Source organism: Clostridia bacterium (assembly GCA_016887505.1).
Taxonomy (GTDB): domain Bacteria; phylum Bacillota; class TC1; order TC1; family UBA5767; genus UBA5767.
Genome location: CP069393.1, coordinates 913,778 through 934,465, shown reverse-complemented (window position 1 = coordinate 934,465; position 20,688 = coordinate 913,778). Strand labels below are relative to the sequence as shown.

Sequence of the window (20,688 nt, the reverse complement as noted above, 5' to 3'; positions counted from 1 at the left end):
ATGCAGAAAAGAATATATATACGAACACTGGGATGCGATAAGAATACGGCCGATTCATCTGCTTTTGAAGGATTAGTTGAACAAAAAGGATGGAGCGTGACCGAAGAACTAAAGAATGCTGACTGGGCTGTGATTAACACATGTGGCTTTATTCTGCCAGCAAAAAAAGAATCAATTCAGACAATTTTAGAGGTAGTTGCGGCAAAACAGGATAATACAGGACTAAAGGTGATTGTGCATGGTTGCTTATCACAGAAATATGAAAAAGAATTAAGAGAATCCATCCCGGAGGTGGATGCTTTTTTTGGTGTATATAGCCTAACGGATATTCTTGATTATATTGAGTCGAAGGAAGAAAAATCGGAATTGAAGCATCATGATTATCTGGATTCCGATGAGCAATATCCTAGGTCTACAAAGGGGACGACAGCTTATCTGAAAATTGCAGATGGTTGTGATACTTGTTGTACCTATTGTGCTATCCCATCGATTAAAGGTCCTTTTATCAGCAGAAAACAAGATATCTTGCTTAAAGAAGCGCAGGAACTTGCAAAGCATGGTATCAAGGAACTCATCTTGGTTGCTCAGGATACAACAGCCTACGGCAAGGATTTAGAGGATACTACAAATCTGAGTTTACTCTTACATGAACTATGCCAAATTGAGGGACTGCGTTGGATACGGATACTGTATGCTTACCCGGATGCAATCGACGAGGAATTACTTAAAACTATACAGAATGAAGCAAAGATATGTAACTATTTAGATATTCCACTACAGCATGCTAGTGATTCTATTTTGAGAAAAATGGGACGTAAAATGACCCAGGAGAAGATTAGAAACCTGATTGGGATGATTCGTAAACAATGCCCAGACATAACGTTACGTTCCACACTAATTACCGGATTTCCTCAAGAAAGCGAGGAAGAGTTTGCAGAACTGATGTCATTTATGAAAGAAATAAAGCTTAATTGGGTCGGCGCATTTACTTATTCTCAAGAGGATGGCACACCTGCAGCTCGTATGACCGGGCAGATTGATGAAGAAATCAAGCAAGAAAGATATAATCAATTGATGGAGATGCAACAGAGAATAACCTCAGAGTGGTTAGCTAGCTGGCAGGGGAAAACCATCGAGGTTTTAATCGAGGAAAAAGTTCAAGATGAGCTTTACATGGGACGGACACGCTTTATGTCACCCGACGTAGATGGAGTCATAAGTGTAAAGAGTGATAAAAAATTATACGTTGGAGATTTTGTTCAAGTTTTTGTACAAGATTCGACAGAGTATGATCTGATAGGAGAAATTAGAAATGAATATATCTAATAGACTAACGTTAGCCAGAGTATTTATGATTCCACTTTTCATGCTCTTGATGCATCTCGAGCCAAATTTGGTGGCAGCTACGATATTTGCCTTAGCTTCTTTTACAGATTTTCTTGATGGATATCTGGCTAGAAAAAGAAACGAAGTGACTACGCTAGGTAAATTCTTGGATCCTCTTGCTGACAAGCTGCTCACTATGGCAGCTTTCCTTTATCTCGTTCAAGCGCATATCTTACCTGCTTGGGCAATTGTTATTATCTTGGGTAGAGAAACGGCTGTGACTGGACTTCGGGTTTTGGCAGCCAAGGATGGCTTGGTTATGGCTGCAAGCATTTGGGGTAAGTTGAAGACATTAACACAGATGGTTTCGCTGATTATGCTTCTTTTAGCATGGGGAACAGTATTACCAGTATGGTTCAGTGTGTTAGCTATGGTGCTTTTTTATGTTTCTTTGGTTGCCGCGGTATTCTCAGGGTATGATTACTTTAAGGGAACGATGCATCTATTTAAGTAGAAAATAATAATGTTTTGAATCCTTTTAAAAAGATGATATTATTTAAAGGATATTTTAGAAAGGCATGAAAAGATATTGCAACAGGATAATTATGTAGAAAAACTATTGAAACATCTGTTGCCTCTCCAGGAGGATATCCTTCGAGATGAACGGCAACGGGATGATGTGTGTCCATCTGTTGGCAAAGAACTAGGACGGATGCTACATCTTCTAATTCTAGCAACTAGGCCCCAGAAGGTACTGGAAATCGGTACTTCTATGGGCTATGCGGCAATATGGATGGGAACAGCTTTAAAACAGACTGGCGGAAAACTAATTACAATAGAATACCATGAAAGATTGGTGAATGAGGCTAGAATCAATCTAGAAAAGGCCGGTTTGAGTGATGTTGTAAGTGTACACCAAGGTATGGCAGAAGATCTTTTGGATGAATTAGAGGGACCTTTTGGGTTGATTCTACAGGATGGGGGAACGAGAACATATAAGGAAACCCTAGATAAACTTGTGGATAAGCTGCCTAGCGGTGGATTGCTAGTTGCAGATGATGTACTATTTGCAATCCATGCCCAAAGAGAACGTCCAAAACAAAACATGTCTGACTTTAATCGCAGATTATTTGAGCGGCAAGACCTTTTTAGCACCATTCTTTCTGTTGGTGATGGCTTGTCATTAAGTGTAAAAAAATAGGATGGAGAAGATAGGAGAGGGAATATGATTAAACTGAATGGGACTATGAAAATAAACCAAGAAGGACATTTAGAAATCGGTGGTATCGACACATTGGATTTACGCGAACAATTTGGTACGCCGCTTGTAGTTATAGATGAAGAAATGGTACGTAATACTTGCAAACGCTACTTTAGGGACTTTGTAGAGCGCTCAGGCGGTAATGCGATGGTGCTCTATGCTTCAAAAGCGTTTATCACACCGGCAATTTGCCAAATTGTGAAACAAGAAGGACTAGGCCTCGATGTTGTTTCTGGGGGAGAATTATTCATTGCGGCTCAGGCAGATTTTCCGATGGAAAAAGTTTATTTCCATGGAAACAATAAAACGGAGGAAGAACTGCTGATGGCCATGGAATATGGTGTGGGTAGAATCGTAGTAGATAATTTCTACGAAATGGATATGCTAGATAAACTTGCTAGGAAACAAAATAAGATTGTAGATATTTTGCTTCGTATTACGCCTGGCGTGGAAGCACATACTCATGAATATATTCGAACTGGACAAATTGATTCCAAGTTTGGATTTACGCTACCGAATGGTCAAGCCATTGATGCGGTAGGTAAGGCAATCGATTATGCTAACCTGAGATTAATTGGATTACATTGTCATATTGGGTCTCAAATCTTTGAGATGAGCAGTTATAAGCATGCAGTATCTGTTATGTGTAATTTCATTAAAGATATTTCCCAAAAATACGATTATGTGATTAACGAATTAGATTTGGGAGGCGGCTTTGGTATTTATTATACGGAAGAGGATGCTCCAGCTGATATACAAGAATATGCCAACAACGTTTTCGATACCCTAGGTGAGGTTTGTAAAGATATTGATATTGCTATGCCTAAGGTTCTGATTGAGCCAGGCCGGTCTGTCATCGGACCTGCTGGAACCAACCTGTATACAGTGGGCTCAATTAAGGCAATTCCAGGCCATAGAAAATATGTAGCAGTTGATGGAGGCATGCCTGATAATATTCGACCTGCCTTGTATGGTGCCAAGTATGATGCAATCATTGCTAACCGTGCTTTGGACTCTGAAAGAGAGACCGTGAATATTGCTGGAAAATGTTGTGAATCAGGTGATATGCTGATGGTTGATGGTAAGCTGGGTATTGCTAAACCAGGAGATTTGCTAGCCATGACAGCAACTGGTGCTTATGGATACTCAATGTCATCCAACTATAATTCATTGACTAGACCAGCTGTAGTTTTAGTAAAAGATGGACAAGCAGACCTAATCATTCGTCGGGAGAGCTTTGAAGATCTAGTTGCAAATGCCATTATTCCTGAGAGGATCCGATAATGTTTTTACGGGATCCGAGTGCCTTTATTGTAGCTTTTCCCGCTATACTAATCGCCATTACCTTTCATGAATATGCGCATGGGAAAATGGCAAGTATTTTGGGTGACCCTACACCGGCTCGTACGGGAAGGCTTAGTCTAAACCCTCTAAAGCATCTGGATATCTATGGTACCTTGATGCTTCTAATTGTAGGCTTTGGTTGGGCAAAACCTGTACAAGTAAATCCGATGTATTTCAAAAATAGACGCAAAGGCATGGTATTGACTGCCCTTGCAGGACCGGCCATGAATATGACGCTAGCCTATTTCGCGGCTCTACTCTGGGCTATGACAGGGGCTTACAATAGTATGCTAGGACAGTTTTTTTTCTACCTAGTTTGGTTTAATGTGGTACTTGGGATTTTCAACCTAATCCCCATACCACCCTTAGATGGTAGCAAGATCTTGTTTGGTGCACTACCCAATAAGTGGGTGGTTAAGCTTGCGCCACTGCAAAACTATGGTAATATCATACTGATTATTCTACTGATTAGCGGCATATTGGGAAAAATTTTAACACCAGCAATTATGTTTATTATGAATGTGCTTAACTTTTTGGTTGGGCTGACAATATAGGAGGAAAAATGGCAAAAGAGAGAATACTATCGGGCATGCGTCCGACTGGTAAATTACATATAGGACATTTAAGTGTTCTGGAAAATTGGATTAAATTGCAAGATGAATATAACTGCTATTTCATGGTTGCAGATTGGCACGCCTTGACCACATCCTTTGATGAAACGGAAGGCATCAGTCAAAGCATTTTTGATATGGTAGTAGATTGGCTTGCTGTAGGACTAGATCCAAGCAAATCAGCTATATTCATCCAATCCAAGGTCAAAGCGCACGCAGAACTATTCTTGCTTTTGTCTATGATGACCCCACTTAGTTGGTTGGAAAGAGTTCCCACTTATAAGGACCAGATTGAGTCCTTTAAAGAACGTGGCAAAGATATCAAAACGTATGGTTTTTTAGGGTATGCTTTGTTGATGTGTGCGGATATTCTCTTGTACCAAGCTACCGCTGTACCAGTTGGCGAAGACCAGTTGCCCCATATTGAAATGACTAGGGAAATTGCTAGAAGATTCAATTTTATGTATGATGAGCAAGTGTTCCCTGAACCGAAGGCCTTGCTGGGTAAAACCAAGTTGCTTCCTGGGATTGATGGAAGAAAGATGTCCAAGAGCTATAAAAATGAAATCAGCATTTCTGCTAGTAAAGAGGAAATTTGGGAAAAGGTTCGCATGATGACGACTGATCCTGCAAGAATACATAAAGATGATTTAGGACATCCAGAAGTGTGCACAGTATGTCAGTACCAGAAGATTTATAATGAAGATCAAGTAAGTGAAATTGAAGAGTCTTGTCGCAAAGGAGAAATTGGTTGTTTCAAGTGTAAGAAAATATTGGCAGGAAAGCTAGATGAGATGATTGCTCCTATCCGTGAAAGAAGAGAAGCCCTGCTTGAGGATCCTCAAAAGGTATATGCTATCCTAGAAGATGGTACGAAGAGGGCTGAGCTTAGAGCGCAGGAGACCATGGAACTTGTTCACAAACAAATGCACATCTAAAGAGGTGAGACTATTTGACGTACCAAATTTCCCTAGAGGTTTTTGAAGGTCCAATGGACCTGCTTCTTCATTTGATTCGCAAGAATAAATTGGATATCTATGACATACCAATCTCTTTGATTACAGATCAATATTTGGAATATATCGAAGCAATGAAGGAACTGGATATTGAGGTTGCTAGTGAATTTGTAGTGACTGCCTCGACTTTGCTAGCCATCAAGGCTAAGATGCTTTTGCCGAAGCATGATGATTTAGAGGAAGAAGAAGAGGAAGACCCTAGGCTTGAACTGGTGCAAAGACTTCTAGAGTATCAGCAGTATAAGTCGGTAGTCGATATATTTAAAGAATTAGAGACTCAGAGTGCTAGAGTTTATGCTAAACCTGTCGATGAGGAGTTGGTACAGGAGTTGGCACAAAAGGTTAATCCTTTGGAGAATATCAGCTTTGAACAGTTAACATCTTTATTTAAGGATGTGATGGAGCGTGTACCGGAGGAAGAAGAATTTCATGAGATAGCTCGTAGTGTACTCACTATTGGAGATGTTATGAAGTCAGTGACAAAAATTATTTCTCAAAAAAAGGAAATTTATTTTCAAGATATTTTACCGCAAAGACTCACACGGTATGAAATAGTGATATATTTTTTAGCTATTTTGGAGTTAATTCGCAAAGAAACTATGATTGTGCGTCAGGCGGAGAATTTTGGACCCATAAAACTAATCTACATAGAGGAAAGGTGATGTAATGCTCTTTAGCGAAACAAAAAAAGCAGCACTGGAATGTGTACTTTTCGTTTCAGTGGATTCATTATCCTTAGCTGAATTGGCAGAAGCAATTGAACTCGATGAACAGGATGTAATGAAACTACTGGATGAATTAATCAGTGAATATGAGAAAACCATTCATGGCATTCGCATCGTAAAGGTTGCAGAAGGATATCGTTTTGTGACCAAAGAAGAATACTCCTGTGAAGTGGAAAAAATTCTTAAACCTCATGTTTCAAAGCTCAGTCGTGCTGCCTTGGAAACATTATCTATTATTGCCTATCGACAGCCGATAATTCGAGCCGAGGTGGAACGGATACGGGGTGTTGGTGTAGACCGCATATTGGCTAGATTAATGGAGAAAAATTTGGTTTATGAGGTAGGGCGAAAGGACACGCCGGGACGTCCAATTCTCTACGGTACGACAAGTGAATTCTTAGAGTATTTTGGTCTGGAGAGTTTGGACAAGTTGCCGGAATTGCAGTCAGTCAGCGAAGAACAAATAGCGGACGACCTAAAAATAATGCAAGAAAAACAGGAGGAACGATTCAAGGAGGATCAAAATTAAAGAATCACGTGTTGATTCTTTTTGTTTATGCAGGAAAATGCGGTTTCATGTAGAAGGTAAATGCGTTGGAGTGTAATATATGATGAAAGATTTCTTTGAAGACTATATCCAGTATCTTAGCTTGGAAAAAGCATGTAGTAACAATACCATTGATGGCTACAGCCGAGATGTGAAGCAACTGAGAACACATTTGGAAAACCTAGGGTTAACACTGGATAAAGCGGATAGAGAGGCTATTCAACGATATGTACACCATCTTAAGAAAAGTGGGAATCGTCCACCGAGTATATCTAGAAAGATATCATCACTTAGGAGCTTCTACGATTTTATGATTCGGGAAAGGTATATGGACAAGAATCCAATGACAGGTATCCATTCACCTAAGTTGGGGCGCCATTTGCCAGATTTCCTGACGCAGGACGAGACAGAGCAGCTTTTAAAGATGCCTGCGAGGGATACCGTATTAGGACTTAGGGATTTATGTATTCTCGAGTTATTGTATTCGGCAGGGTTACGTGTAAGTGAGTTAACTTCTTTGGAAGCTAAAAATATTAGTTTTGAGCAGGGTTACCTGCGTGTAATCGGAAAAGGCAACAAAGAACGCATTGTACCCCTAGGAGAGATTGCGGTGACAATGCTTAGAACCTATTTGCTCCAATCGCGCACTGAATTGGCAAAAGGTTCAGATAGACATTTATTTTTAAATCGATCTGGTAAGTTAATTACGAGGCAGAGTGTTTGGAATCTTATTAAAAAGTATTGCAAGAAAGCAGGGATTAAGAAGAACGTTAGTCCACATACTTTGAGGCATTCTTTTGCAACTCATCTTCTAGAAAACGGTGCAGATTTGAGGAGTGTGCAAGAAATGCTAGGACATGCAGATATATCTACGACCCAGATTTACACACATGTATCTAGGAAACATATTCGAGATGTGTACGATCAGACTCATCCTAGAGCATCGGAAAGATTTGTTGAGATTGAAGAGTAAACACTAAGAAAAGGGAGGAACATATGAGAGCAGTAGATATAATCCGAAAAAAAAGAGACGGTCTTAGCCTGAATAAAGAAGAAATTGATTTTTTTATAAAAGGTGTTGCTAGCGGTGAAGTGCCAGACTATCAGATTTCAGCACTGACCATGGCAATATACTTCCAACATATGACTGAGGAAGAAATGTTTAATCTAACGATGGCTGTAGTAGAAGCAGGGGAACAATTGGATTTGTCTTCTATTAAAGGCATTCCAGTGGATAAACATAGTACTGGTGGTGTTGGTGACAAGGTAAGTCTAGTTCTCGGACCATTGGTAGCCAGTGCTGGTGTACCAGTGGCTAAAATGTCTGGTAGAGGTCTAGGCCACACTGGTGGGACCGTCGATAAATTAGAAAGTATTCCGGGATTTCAATGTGAACTGGAGAAAAATGTATTTATAAAGCAGATTAATGAAATTCAGGTTGGGATCATATCCCAAACTGGAAATTTGGCACCAGCCGATAAGAAAATGTATGCGATAAGAGATGTTACCGCTACAGTGGAAAATACGGCGCTAATTGCAGCCAGTGTAGTCAGTAAAAAATTGGCAGCAGGGAATAAAAATATAGTTTTTGATGTTAAGGTTGGTAAAGGTGCCTTCATGAAAACAGAACCGAGAGCTATTGATCTTGCGAAGACCATGGTGGACTTAGTTGCTAGGGCTGGAGGAAAAAGCGTAGCTGTTATTTCACAGATGAACCAACCGCTTGGTCAGGAAGTTGGCAATGCCAATGAAGTGATGGAAGCCATCGAAACTTTAAAAAATCGTGGCCCACTTGATCTAACCAATCTTTGCCTCACATTGGGCAGCCAAATGCTAACAATCGGGGGACGGACAGAAACTCCCGAAGAGGCTCGGAAAATTTTGATTGAGAATTTAGAAAATGGTTCGGCACTGAAAAAGTTTAAAGAAATGGTTGAACATCAAGGTGGAAATGCTGCTGTCGTAGACGATTATTCAGTTATGGAACAGCCTACGAACAGTTTGGATATTTTAGCAGAGAAGGCTGGCTGGGTAACCTCACTAGATGCCATGAAGGTGGGAGGAGCATCTAGCTTACTTGGTGCTGGAAGAAGAAAAAAAGGTGATGAAGTCGATCATAGCGCGGGAATTCACTTGGCTAAAAAAGAAGGGGATCCGGTTGAAATCGGTGAAGTTCTTTGTACTTTCATGTGGTCAAATGAGAATGCAGATATAGAAGCAGCTACAGAACGAATACGAGAAGCGTATTATGTTTCAATGGAACGACCCCAAGCAAGACCGATTGTCCTAAGAATAGTTGAATAGAAAGAACCCACCGAACGGTGGGTTTATTCTCGTTAATAGTTATTTTTCAGGGAACTTGTGGTAGAATAGACACGACAATTTTTGGAAGAGGTATAGGCATGAGAAAGCCAATTGTAGCAGTAGTGGGTAGACCCAATGTTGGGAAATCCACAGTTTTTAATAGAATAGTAGGTTCAAGGGTAGCAATTGTTGAGGATTATCCAGGTGTAACCAGGGACCGGATGTATCATGAAGTGGAGTGGCTAAATCAACATTTCATCTTGATTGATACTGGGGGTATCCAATGGGAGACGGATGATATTTACAGCCAGGTAAAAAAACAGGCTGAAATTGCGGTAGAGGAAGCAGATGTAATTCTATTTGTTGTGGATACGCAATCAGGTATCACAACAGCGGATAGTGAAGTGGCTGCAATTCTAAGAAGAACTGGAAAGCCGGTAGTTATCGCAGCCAACAAGACGGATAATTTTTGCATGGATGATGTTTATGAATTCTATAGTTTGGGACTAGGAACGCCGATACCCATTTCTGCAATTCATGGTACTAATATGGGAGACTTGCTAGATGAAATTACCGGCAGTTTTCCGAAGGACCTGAACACAGAAGAAGATGTAGATCACATTAAAATTGCAGTTATCGGGAAACCAAATGTAGGGAAATCTTCTCTAGTAAACCGGATAGTAGGAGAAGATCGGGTTATCGTTAGTGACATTGCAGGTACAACGCGTGATGCAATCGATACGCATGTCATCGTGGATGGACAAAAATACTTGCTTATTGATACAGCTGGGATTAGGCGTAGGGCACGTATAGACGATGTGCTGGAAAAATATAGCGTTATCCGTTCCTTTCGAGCTGTAGACCGTGCCGATGTTGTCTTGATGATGATTGATGCACCAGAAGGTGTGAGCGAACAGGATAAACGCATAGCGGGCTATGCTCATGAGCAAGGTAAAGCAGCTGTAATTTTAGTTAATAAATGGGATTTGGTTGCTAAAAAAACCAATACCATGAAGGAATACACTGAAACATTGCGTGAAGAATTGGGCTTTTTGCGGTATGCTCCAGTTCTCTATATATCAGCTTTAACGGGACAGAGAGTTCATAAAATCTTAGAAGAAGTACAGCATGTCTATGCGGAGACTACGAAGCGTATAGGAACCAGTGTTATCAATCAACTGTTAAGAGAAATCATGATGCTGAATCCACCGCCTAGTGATAAAGGGAAGTCTTTGAAAATTTCTTATGGAACACAGGCAAGAATTAAGCCACCGACATTTATTCTTTTTGTTAATGATATTGAACTTATGCATTTCTCATATCGTAGACATATTGAGAATAAGTTTCGAGAGGCGATAGGATTTGAGGGAACGCCAGTACGAATCATTGTACGTGGGAAAAAAAGTGATAAAAATGGATAAGATTGCTGTAGTAGGAGCAGGCAGTTGGGGAACAGCGTTGGCCGTTCTTTTGTCTGAAAAGAACATACCTATATGGCTCGTTGCGCGAAATGCAACGAAAGCTTCTTATATGCGTGAATTTAGAGAAAATATTACCTATCTGCCAGGAGTTAAAATTCCAGAAAATGTGAATCTTACTGCAGATTACGCAGAGATTGCTGATGCGGATATGTATGTGATTGCTGTACCTTCTCATGTTACCTTAGACACCATTCGGGCTATAAAGAAAAATGCCAGTACAAATAAAGGCTTGCTATTTGTCAATGTAGCCAAAGGCTTCGATGAAAAGACTGGGAACCGATTATCACAAGAAGCGGCGAAGATTTTGGGTGAAAAAGATTTGTTTTGTACCTTGTCTGGTCCAACGCATGCCGAGGAGGTTGGCAGAAAAATGCCGGCTGCAATCGTTGCTGCTAGCGAAAATGATGAAGCCGCAAAACGGGTTCAAGAATTATTTATGACGGATCGGTTTCGCGTTTACACAAACAGTGATTTGGCAGGAGTAGAAATTGCAGGTGCTACGAAAAATGTAATAGCGCTTGCTGCTGGTATAACAGCAGGGCTAGGATTTGGAGACAATTCCGTAGCAGCCCTGGTTACCAGGGGACTTCATGAAATAACTACACTAGGGATTGCCATGGGTGCCAACCAGGAAACCTTTTCAGGACTTGCTGGCATAGGAGACCTTATGGTGACCTGTAACAGTAGACATTCTAGAAATCGAAGTTGCGGCGTAGAACTTGGTCAAAGAAAAAAATTAAAAGATATATTAAATGAAAGTAGCATGGTTGTGGAAGGTGTAAAAGCAGCAAAGATCACGAAAGAACTTTGTGAACGATATGGAGTTGAAATGCCCATCGCAGATGAGGTGTTTCAGATTCTGTTTAAAGACAAGGATCCACAAGAGAGTGTGTTGGATCTGATGCTCAGACAAAAAAAGAAGGAATGGCATCTAGGTATAGAGGAGGAATAGTATGGATCATATTGGCATTGGTCTGTTGGGCTGCGGCACCGTAGGCACTGGTGTAATCCGGCTACTGCAGCAGAACCACGATAAACATGAGAATTATGTTGGACGTTCCCTAAGAGTTGAAAAAATTCTAGTTTCTAATATGGATAAGGAACGAGCTGAAATTATTGATAAAGACCTTTTGACATCGAATCCTGATGAAGTAATAGATAATCCAGATATTGATATTATTGTGGAAGTAATGGGGGGCACAGGTCTTGCCAAAGAATATGTTCTTAGAGCTCTGAATAAAAAAAAGAACATTGTAACGGCGAATAAAGACCTAATGGCCATGGCTGGAGAAGAACTTTTTGAAAGCGCTGCGAAAAATGATGTGGATTTGATGTTCGAGGCTAGTGTTGCAGGTGGGATTCCGATTATTTATCCATTGAAGAATGCACTGGCAAGTAATAAAATTAGCAAAGTGATGGGAATCATAAATGGTACAACCAATTTCATTTTAACTAAGATGTATGAAGATGGAAGCGATTTTTCGGATGTACTTACGTTAGCGCAGGAAAAGGGATACGCTGAGGCAGATCCTACAGCAGATATCGAGGGTCTGGATGCAGCGCGTAAAATTGCCATCTTAGCATCTATCGCTTTTAATACCAGGGTTACCTTGGATGATGTATATGTTGAAGGGATAACAAAAATTTCTTCAAGGGATATAGAATATGCTAAAGAACTAAACTGTACCATCAAGTTAGTGGGGTTAGCCCAAGAAACAAATGGAAAAGTTGAGGCTCGGGTACATCCTGTCCTACTGCCCCTTTATCATCCTTTGGCGAAAGTTAACGACGTCTACAACGCAGTTTATGTAGAGGGGGATGCCGTTGGGGATGTGATGTTCCAAGGACTTGGGGCTGGAGAAATGCCTACGGCCAGTGCTGTGGTTGGAGATATCCTTCAAGTAGGTAAAAATATTGTTAAACATGTAACGCCAAGAGATAATTGCTCTTGCTATCAAAAAAAGGAAATTCTGGGTATTGAAGATACCTTTGATCGGTATTTTATCCGCATGACCGTAGCCGACAAACCGGGAGTCTTGGCAAAAATTGCTGGCCTCTTTGGTGAAAATGGTGTTTCGATCGATTCTGTAATTCAGAAGAAGTACTGTGAAGGAAAAGCAGATCTAGTCCTGATTACTGAAAAAGTACAGGACTGTAATTTAAAAAAAGCGATTGAACAAATAAAGGGCTTGGAACCAGTTCACGCTCTTGAGAACTTAATCAGAGTAGAGAAGGAGAATTGACGGGGGGACTTATGGGTATTGTTGTCCAAAAATTCGGGGGTACTTCGGTAGCCAATCCCGAATGTATCAAAAGAGTAGCTAAAAAGGCGATTCGCTGTAAAGAAGAGGGTAACCAAGTTGTGTTAGTCGTATCAGCGATGGGTAGAAGCACGAATCAAATGGTGGCGCTAGCGAGGGAAATTAGTGACAATCCTTCTCCGCGGGAGATGGATATGCTCCTATCGACTGGAGAGCAAGTGACAATTTCCTTAATGACGATGGCGATAGAGGAAATGGGACACAAGGCAATCTCCTTTACAGGAGGACAAGCAGGTATTGAAACTGACGAGTTCTTTGGCAAAGGTAAAATAAAGAACATTGATACTAAAAACATGAAACAAAGACTCGATGAAGGCAATATCTTGGTTGTTGCTGGCTTCCAAGGCATGACGCATAGCGGTGAAATAATTACCTTGGGTCGAGGTGGCTCCGATACTACTGCTGTAGCTTTGGCTGCAGCGCTACATGCCGATGTCTGTGAGATATATACAGATGTGGATGGAGTATTTACGACGGATCCACGCGTGGTGCCCAATGCTCGCAAATTGGAGTATATTTCATATGACGAAATGTTAGAAATGGCGAGCTTAGGTGCGGCTGTGCTTCAGCCTCGTTCCGTAGAATATGCCAAGCAGTATAATGTGAAGATTCATGTGCGTTCGAGTTTTAACGATAGTGTGGGAACCATTGTTAGGGAGGTTTCAGAAATGGAAAAAAGTGTAATTGTTAATGGAGTAGCATTTGATACTAGAGTAGCCAAAATTACCATCGTTGGTGTACCTGATATCCCTGGTGTTGCTATGAATATATTCAATCGTTTGGCTAAGGAAAATATTAATGTGGATATGATTGTTCAGAGCAACCATAAGGATGATACTAACGATATTTCGTTCACTGTTTCAACTAGTGAATCGAAGGCTGCACTGGCGGTTATGGAAGACCTGAATACAGAGCTGAAGGCTCATGGGATAGCGTTTGATGATACCGTATCGAAGGTGAGCATTGTAGGTGCTGGCATGCAGTCCAATCCAGGTGTTGCGGCGCGTATGTTTGAGGCTTTAGCAGACGTTGATATTAATATCCAGATGATTTCAACATCAGAAATCAAGGTATCATGCATTGTTGCTAGAGAAGAGGTACAAGAAGCCGTCAAGTCTTTACACGATAAGTTCGGCCTTGAAAGGAAATAATCATGAAGCGAATCATTGTCGGTATTACTGGTGCAAGTGGCTCTTGCTATGCTAAAAAGCTGATAGAATATCTGCTTAAATCAGGTATTGAGGTCCATTTGGTCATCACGAATGCAGGCAGAGAAGTAGCCAACTATGAGTTGGGCTGGTCGCTGAGTGGAAACCCAAAGCAAGACCAGCAATATCTAGATGATTTGTTTCAAACAACTGCCATTCACTTGTATGACGAAGCTCATATCGGAGCTAGTATTGCTAGTGGCTCTGTTCGTATGGATGGTATGGTGGTTATACCGGCCAGCATGGGCACGGTAAGTGGTATTGCAACTGGTAGAAGTATAAACCTTCTTGAACGAAGTGCTGATGTGATACTTAAGGAAAAAAGAAATTTGATTATGGTTCCTCGAGAGACACCATTTAGTGAAATACATTTGAATAACCTTTTGACACTTGCAAGGATGGGTGTTGATATCATTCCTGCTATGCCGGCCTTCTATAATCATCCGGAGAGTATTGATGATTTGGTAGATAATCTGGTTGGAAGAGTTTTGGACCATTTGGGGGTTGAACAAGATGTATACCGACGATGGGAGGGATAATATGATAAGAAAAGCAATTATACCTGCGGCCGGACTGGGGACAAGATTTCTACCTGCTACTAAGGCAGTGCCCAAAGAAATGATTCCTGTAGTTGATAAACCATCGATTCAATATATCGTAGAAGAGGCAGCCGCGTCGGGTATTCAGGATATTCTAATTATTACCGGAAGAAATAAGCAGAGCATTGAAGATCATTTTGATAAAGCGTATGAGTTAGAAGATATACTGGAAAAGCGCAACAAAAAAGATGAATTGGATACAGTGTGTAAACCGGCAGGACTGTGTAATGTTCATTTCATTCGTCAACAAGAAGCCAAAGGTCTTGGACATGCTGTTTTGTGTGCCAAGAGCTTTGTTGGTGATGAGCCATTTGCCATCTTGCTGGGTGATGATTTAATTACAGGAAGCAAACCCTGTCTAAAACAAATGATAGATGAAAAAAATAAATTGGGTGGTAATATTCTAGCTACGATGAAGGTAAGTGATGCTGATGTTGAAAAGTATGGAATAGTAGATGGAAAACGCTACCACGATCGCATTATAAAAGTAAGTGATATGGTTGAAAAACCGAGCTTTGAAGAAGCGCCTAGTAATCAGGCAATTATCGGGCGGTATATTTTGGATTCGGAGATATTTTCAATTTTGGAGAAGACTGTGCCTGGGAAGGGCGGAGAAATCCAACTGACTGATGCCATAAAGGTACTGATGGAAACGCAAGATGTATATGCGTATGAATTTATTGGCAAGAGATATGACACGGGTGACAAACTGGGATATCTGAAAGCGACCGTTGAGTTTGCCTTAAATCGCGAGGAATTCCGTGACGAATTTTACAACTATTTAGAGCAGCTTATGGGTGAAACACCATAGGAGGATATGTAATTGAATAAGAATAGTCATGAGGTTATAAACACGAATATTTTCTGGAAGATAGCATTCATTTTAATCATGGGAACCGTGGCAATTGCCCCTTATTTTAGAGGCTTATTTTTTGTAAGCGAACAGATGGTTGCTTTGATGGTATTAAGTGCGGCTTTCTTTGTTACGTGGTTATGGAAGACGACACAAAGAGAGTATAGTGTTCTACCAACCTGGATGAATCGCCTGGTACTGCTATTTCTATTGTCGTATATTGTTCCCTTTCTACTAGGGGCGGCAGACCATGAATTAGCATTTATAGAGTTTTCAAAGACGATTATGTTTTTTATTGTATTTTGGTCTGTCAGCAATCTTTCTTTTAATAAAAAGAAGGTAGACATAGTAATCCGAAGTCTTTATTTTTCGGGCGCATTGGTAGGAATAATTGCCCTGGCTGGAGCGATGGGCTTTATAACAATAAAAGATGGATTTAGTGGATACAGGCTATTTACATCGTTACAGTACCCCAATACTGCGGCGGCATTGTTTTTGGCTATTTTTGTATTGGGACTTTATCTATTAGAAAAAGACAGATTGCCATATCTATATGTTCTGGTGCAAATGTTTACCATGCTAGCTTTTTTCGCGACCTTATCAAGGGGCGCATTTTTGGTCTGGCTAGTTGTAATTGCCCTATTTTATCTATTTGTTCCAGCTTCAAAACGTATGTCTTTCTTGACTACCATGCTGATTTCTTCTGTGCCGGCCTATCTGATTCATGGAAAATTTCTGTTGGCTTGTGCGGATAAGAATTCAGACATAGCCTTTCTTTTGATCCTTATAGCTGTTGCCATAACGCTAGCACTTACCTGGTTTCGAAATAAGGTTATTGAAACCGATTGGTTCAAAAAAAGAAACAGGAAAGTCATTATTGCAATTGAAACAGTGCTAGTAGTGCTATTTATGTTCCAAGCTGTTTTTGGATTTTCAGTGATTGGTGATAAGCAAGAAAATACTGAAGTTGCCGAACCAAGCGTGACTTCGGAAACGATAGCGTCAACAGATAAAAATGATATTTCAACCATAAACCGGGATATCTCCCTTGACACGTATAGTGCATGGAGCCGTTTGTTTTGGATGCGGGAAGCGATTGAGGGAATTTTCATGGAGCACCCCATTTTTGGACATGGGGGAGGTGCCTGGGAAGCGTCATATAAGTCATTTCAGACTTATGATTATAGTACTACTCAAGTACACAGTAGTTGGATTCAAATTTTGGTAGAAACAGGATTAATAGGTTTCCTATCTTTTGCAGGAATATGGGTCTTACTCATTCTGTATGGATTTAGCATTTGGCGAAAGGGAAACGATGAACAGAAATTGCTTCAGGCCTCTTTAGTTATTTCAGCATTGGCCTTGGGTGGTCATGCTCTTATTGATTTTGACTTTTCCTTATCCTGTACGTTACTGTTTTTGTTTGCATTATTTGGTGTGAGTAATAGTCTGCATCAAATTGATCAGAAAAGTCTAGGTCGTGTTCTTTCACCCAAGCAAGCAAGCAAGTGGAGAATACCGATAATTGCCCTAACTTTGGTGGTAACTTTGGGTATTGGCTATATAGGTTTATCCTACAAGCTTTCAAGAAGTGAAGAAATTAAAGCAATTGAAGCCATTCGGGAAGAAAAGTACGATGAAGGACTTGAGCACTTTTTATCGAGTACTAGATATTGGCCTTTAAATAAAGATGCGTTGATCGATATCTCAACATTTTATCTGCAACAAAAGGATTATGATGGTGCATTAGAGTATTTGAAAAAAGCGCAGAAGGTATCGCCGTATGATTCCAAGGTATATGAAGAAGAGGTAAAAATTTCATGGCAGATGAAAGACTATACTGGTGCGATGGAAAATGCAAATCGAGCAGTTGAGCTTGCTCCCTGGAACAATAAATATAGGACGGTTCAATCTGACTTATTTCTCATGACCAGTTTGCGAATTCTGCAAAGTAGTGCTACTGCGGATGAAGTGAATGATTCTGTGGTCAAAGAATATTTAGAAGCGGCCATAGAGTATCCAAAGCAATATGAAGAGATGCGGACTATTCGGCGCAATTTGATGGATACGACCGTGCTCAAGATTGACCCGGTGATAGAATCACCGAATATCCTCAGTAATGCTGGAGCAGCAGCCTATATTTTGGGAGATTTTGAAAAAGCTACTAGAATTCTAGAAAGTGCAATCGATAGGGATTTAACGGCAATGTCAACATACTTTTGGCTAGCCTTAGCCAATGATAAGTTGGGTAACCTAGACGAGGTTCAGAAGTATTTAGACTTGATGGATGAGGAAGAATGGGATAATAACTTTAACAAGAAAACATTTTCACAGTTTCGAAAAGTTCCGGAATTATGGGAATTAGCGCAGAACGAATAGTTCTGCGCTTTAGAAATTGAAAAATCAGGTATTTATTGTATTGACAGCGCTATCTTATATTCGTATAATGTTAGATGTGTCAAAACGAAGGGGAGTAGCTCAATTGGTAGAGTGGCGGACTCCAAATCCGTAGGTTGCGGGTTCAATTCCTGTCTCCCCTGCCAAACCTAGAATCTTGTTATCAAGGTTTTAGGTTTTTTTTATGTAATTATTTGATTAGAAGCGCAAAATCATGTAGGAACCATGCTTTCAACTATTTGTGGGAACTGAGAAATAAAAGCCTATTATCTTAGCCTTTTTTTTAGTACAATGGTATAGAAGATAGTTTTGATTAAAGGAGGGTCTTATGTTCGATCAGAATAATTATAGAGAAAATATTTCCTGGGGAATTATGGAATGTCTAAAACAAAGAAATTTGATAGGGCACCTCACTGCTCCTTTGATATTTGGCATTTCTGGAGGAATCGGAATCGGTTACAACTTGTGTGATCCTAGAGAAACGGATGTGGTTCTAACCGTTGGCTTTCGAAATGGATGGAACCATAAGAGCCTGTTTATCGATAAAGCGACAGAAAGGTTGGGCATCGAGGCAGATATTCTTTCAACGAGTAGTACTTCAAAAGCGGAACTATGGCTGGATGAAGCTTTGAAACAAGGACCCTGCTTGATTTGGATTGATGCTTATTATATTAACTATCTAAAAGTGAAACAGATTTGCGCTGGTTGCTATGGTAGAGTGGTTCAGGTTGTAGCTAAAAAAGATGGAAACTATATTCTAAACGACAGTGGATTTCAATTTTCTTTAACTCCTGAACAACTGAGCATGGCACGCATGGCCATAAAGAATTTAAAAAATAGAATTTGGGTTTTGGATAACAGGCAGCCGGTTGATGTTGGCAAAGCAATACGGACGGGCATCAAGGACTGTGTTGAGAACATGGGCTCTAATTCTAGAAGCTATGCGATTCCAACTTTAAAAAAATGGTCCAAGAGTTTAATTGATAATAAATCTGATACAGGTTGGATTACTATGTTTAGCAATCGAGACAAGCATTATCTTCTAGATTGTCTGATTCAATGTTTTCTAAATATTAATATTTTTAGCGATGGTGGAGGATATAGATATATATATTCAAAATTCTTGTCTGAGTCGTCACAGATACTCAACAACAGACATTTGGAGCAGATCAGCAAAGACTATTTTCGATTAGGAGGTCTATGGGCTGAGTTTTCATACTTGGCACTAAGCGACCAATACGACAGTCTTGCAAATCTGAGAAAACTGATGAAGACTAGACTGACAGATATCGGCAAGAAAGGAATCCATATCGACGATGCAATTGATTTTAATCAGAAGTTTCGTTTGGTAATGAATGATGCCAAAAAAGAACTGGAAGCAGTTAATTTAGATACTATTTTAGGTCAAATGAGTGAAAGTATGTATGTTATCTATGAGCGTGAGAAGGAAGCTATGGAAATGCTTGAGACGGTTTATCAGGATGAATTGACTAGTTTGTGATTGACAATCTAAGGATTTTGCCGTATTCTGACATTAGTATATACGACTATACTGAATTAGGGGGTAAAGATATGGAGAAAATTGCAATCGTAACGGGAGCTGGTAATGGCATTGGAGCAGCTACCGCTAAGAAATTTGCTAGTGAGGGCATTAAAGTAGCTGTCGTGGATATCGCAGAAGCGCAAGCTCAGAAAGTAGCAGATGAGATTAAGAAGGCTGGTGGGGAGGCTATCGCAGTTCGTTGTGATGTATCCAAAAAGGCTGATGTAGAATCTTGTATTGAACAGGTAGAAAAGGAATTTGGCGTACCTACGATTCTTATTAATAATGCAGGTATCGGCGGCCCGTTCCATCGCGTGGATGAAGTCACTGAAGAAGAATTTGATCTTGTTTTTGGTGTAAATATTAAGAGCGTATATTTGTTTACACATAATCTGCTTCCCAAAATGAAAGAATTAGGGTTTGGTAGAATTGTGAACACAGCCTCTATTCAAGGAATGTATGGATCACCGGGCTCATCATCTTACGTTGCTACGAAACACGCTGTTATTGGCTATACGAGGACAATCGCTGCTGAATGGGGTAAATATGGTATAACCTGTAATGCTGTATGTCCAGGCTATGTACAAACGGCCATGGGTGCACAGGATGATGCGGTAGATGATTACACCAAGAAAGTTATGAGTATGACTCCAACCCATACCATAGCAAAACCAGAAGAATTGGCTGAAATGATGTTCTTTTTAATCGAACAAGCTTATATGAACGGGTCAGTCAATGTGATGGATGGTGGTATAACTTGTCATGTTGGAATTATGGATGTATAGATAATTATTTGCTAAAGTTGCCTACGTTCACTAGTAGGTTGCTCTTAGAAGAATATTTTAAAAAAATGATATCGCCATTCATGGCTGTATCATTTTTTTTATATGGCTGAGTGTACAGTATCCCTTGGAAAATCTAAATAGTATATAATACTTATTGATATTTTGTAAAATAGATTTATGTTATAATTATTCTATTATGGTGATTTGCTTCATTGTTGTGATTTAACGAAGCCGTTGGTAGTTAGACTGTTGAATAGAAATGGCTGAATCAATTTTAGCAGATAAAGAGTTATCCGAGTGCGCAGGGTAGCCATAGCCAAACTGTATTGGAAATACAGATAAACGATACTAGGAAAAGGTGGAATAT

General features: G+C 40.1%; 19 protein-coding genes and 1 tRNA gene. All 20 read left to right on the top strand.

The features are described 5' to 3' along the window. The gene (gene rimO / locus JR334_04640) at positions 1-1,326 is read left to right on the top strand and encodes a 30S ribosomal protein S12 methylthiotransferase RimO (protein QRN86512.1); all 1,326 of its coding nucleotides are present in this window, start codon (positions 1-3) and stop codon (positions 1,324-1,326) included. Then, complete coding sequence (gene pgsA, locus JR334_04635; GenBank protein ID QRN86511.1) at positions 1,313-1,840, top strand: CDP-diacylglycerol--glycerol-3-phosphate 3-phosphatidyltransferase; 528 nt, start codon at positions 1,313-1,315, stop codon at positions 1,838-1,840. Before rimO ends, pgsA begins: the two co-directional genes overlap by 14 nt. Before the next feature lie 75 nt (positions 1,841-1,915). Further along, positions 1,916-2,527, top strand: coding sequence for a class I SAM-dependent methyltransferase (locus JR334_04630; GenBank protein QRN86510.1), 612 nt, complete (start codon positions 1,916-1,918; stop codon positions 2,525-2,527). 45 nt (positions 2,528-2,572) lie between these two features. Beyond that, on the top strand, positions 2,573-3,871 hold the full coding sequence (gene lysA / locus JR334_04625) for a diaminopimelate decarboxylase (protein ID QRN86857.1): 1,299 nt from the start codon (positions 2,573-2,575) through the stop codon (positions 3,869-3,871). Further along, positions 3,871-4,485 carry a site-2 protease family protein gene (locus JR334_04620; GenBank protein ID QRN86509.1) on the top strand — a complete coding sequence of 205 codons (615 nt, stop codon included), beginning with the start codon at positions 3,871-3,873 and terminating at the stop codon, positions 4,483-4,485. The genes lysA and JR334_04620 overlap by 1 nt, the downstream gene beginning before the upstream one ends. A gap of 8 nt (positions 4,486-4,493) precedes the next feature. Further along, complete coding sequence (trpS, locus tag JR334_04615) at positions 4,494-5,480, top strand: tryptophan--tRNA ligase (GenBank protein ID QRN86508.1); 987 nt, start codon at positions 4,494-4,496, stop codon at positions 5,478-5,480. 14 nt (positions 5,481-5,494) lie between these two features. Continuing rightward, positions 5,495-6,220 carry a segregation/condensation protein A gene (locus JR334_04610; protein ID QRN86507.1) on the top strand — a complete coding sequence of 242 codons (726 nt, stop codon included), beginning with the start codon at positions 5,495-5,497 and terminating at the stop codon, positions 6,218-6,220. A gap of 4 nt (positions 6,221-6,224) precedes the next feature. Then, positions 6,225-6,812 carry an SMC-Scp complex subunit ScpB gene (gene scpB, locus JR334_04605; GenBank protein ID QRN86506.1) on the top strand — a complete coding sequence of 196 codons (588 nt, stop codon included), beginning with the start codon at positions 6,225-6,227 and terminating at the stop codon, positions 6,810-6,812. A 79-nt stretch (positions 6,813-6,891) separates the two neighbouring features. Beyond that, entirely contained in the window at positions 6,892-7,803 is a 912-nt protein-coding gene (xerD, locus tag JR334_04600) for a site-specific tyrosine recombinase XerD (protein QRN86505.1), read from the top strand. A gap of 23 nt (positions 7,804-7,826) precedes the next feature. Beyond that, positions 7,827-9,134: a pyrimidine-nucleoside phosphorylase gene (locus JR334_04595; protein QRN86504.1), complete on the top strand. Its 1,308-nt coding sequence runs from the start codon at positions 7,827-7,829 to the stop codon at positions 9,132-9,134. 98 nt (positions 9,135-9,232) lie between these two features. Further along, complete coding sequence (gene der, locus JR334_04590) at positions 9,233-10,555, top strand: ribosome biogenesis GTPase Der (GenBank protein QRN86503.1); 1,323 nt, start codon at positions 9,233-9,235, stop codon at positions 10,553-10,555. Then, positions 10,548-11,567, top strand: a complete 1,020-nt coding sequence (locus tag JR334_04585; GenBank protein QRN86502.1) for an NAD(P)-dependent glycerol-3-phosphate dehydrogenase — start codon at positions 10,548-10,550, stop codon at positions 11,565-11,567. Before der ends, JR334_04585 begins: the two co-directional genes overlap by 8 nt. A 1-nt stretch (position 11,568) precedes the next feature. Next, positions 11,569-12,858, top strand: a complete 1,290-nt coding sequence (locus JR334_04580) for a homoserine dehydrogenase (protein ID QRN86501.1) — start codon at positions 11,569-11,571, stop codon at positions 12,856-12,858. 11 nt (positions 12,859-12,869) lie between these two features. Further along, positions 12,870-14,087, top strand: a complete 1,218-nt coding sequence (locus JR334_04575) for an aspartate kinase (GenBank protein ID QRN86500.1) — start codon at positions 12,870-12,872, stop codon at positions 14,085-14,087. Positions 14,088-14,089: 2 nt separating this feature from the next. Next, the gene (locus tag JR334_04570) at positions 14,090-14,683 is read left to right on the top strand and encodes a UbiX family flavin prenyltransferase (GenBank protein ID QRN86499.1); all 594 of its coding nucleotides are present in this window, start codon (positions 14,090-14,092) and stop codon (positions 14,681-14,683) included. 1 nt (position 14,684) lies between these two features. Then, on the top strand, positions 14,685-15,554 hold the full coding sequence (gene galU, locus JR334_04565; protein QRN86498.1) for a UTP--glucose-1-phosphate uridylyltransferase GalU: 870 nt from the start codon (positions 14,685-14,687) through the stop codon (positions 15,552-15,554). 12 nt (positions 15,555-15,566) lie between these two features. Next, positions 15,567-17,975, top strand: a complete 2,409-nt coding sequence (locus JR334_04560; GenBank protein ID QRN86497.1) for an O-antigen ligase family protein — start codon at positions 15,567-15,569, stop codon at positions 17,973-17,975. A gap of 88 nt (positions 17,976-18,063) precedes the next feature. Further along, positions 18,064-18,139, top strand: a tRNA-Trp gene (locus JR334_04555). Positions 18,140-18,321: 182 nt separating this feature from the next. Beyond that, positions 18,322-19,494 (top strand): DUF4872 domain-containing protein, encoded by a 1,173-nt coding sequence (locus JR334_04550; protein ID QRN86496.1) that lies wholly within the window; start codon positions 18,322-18,324, stop codon positions 19,492-19,494. A gap of 71 nt (positions 19,495-19,565) precedes the next feature. Then, on the top strand, positions 19,566-20,321 hold the full coding sequence (locus JR334_04545) for an SDR family oxidoreductase (protein QRN86495.1): 756 nt from the start codon (positions 19,566-19,568) through the stop codon (positions 20,319-20,321). Positions 20,322-20,688: the final 367 nt, after the last annotated feature.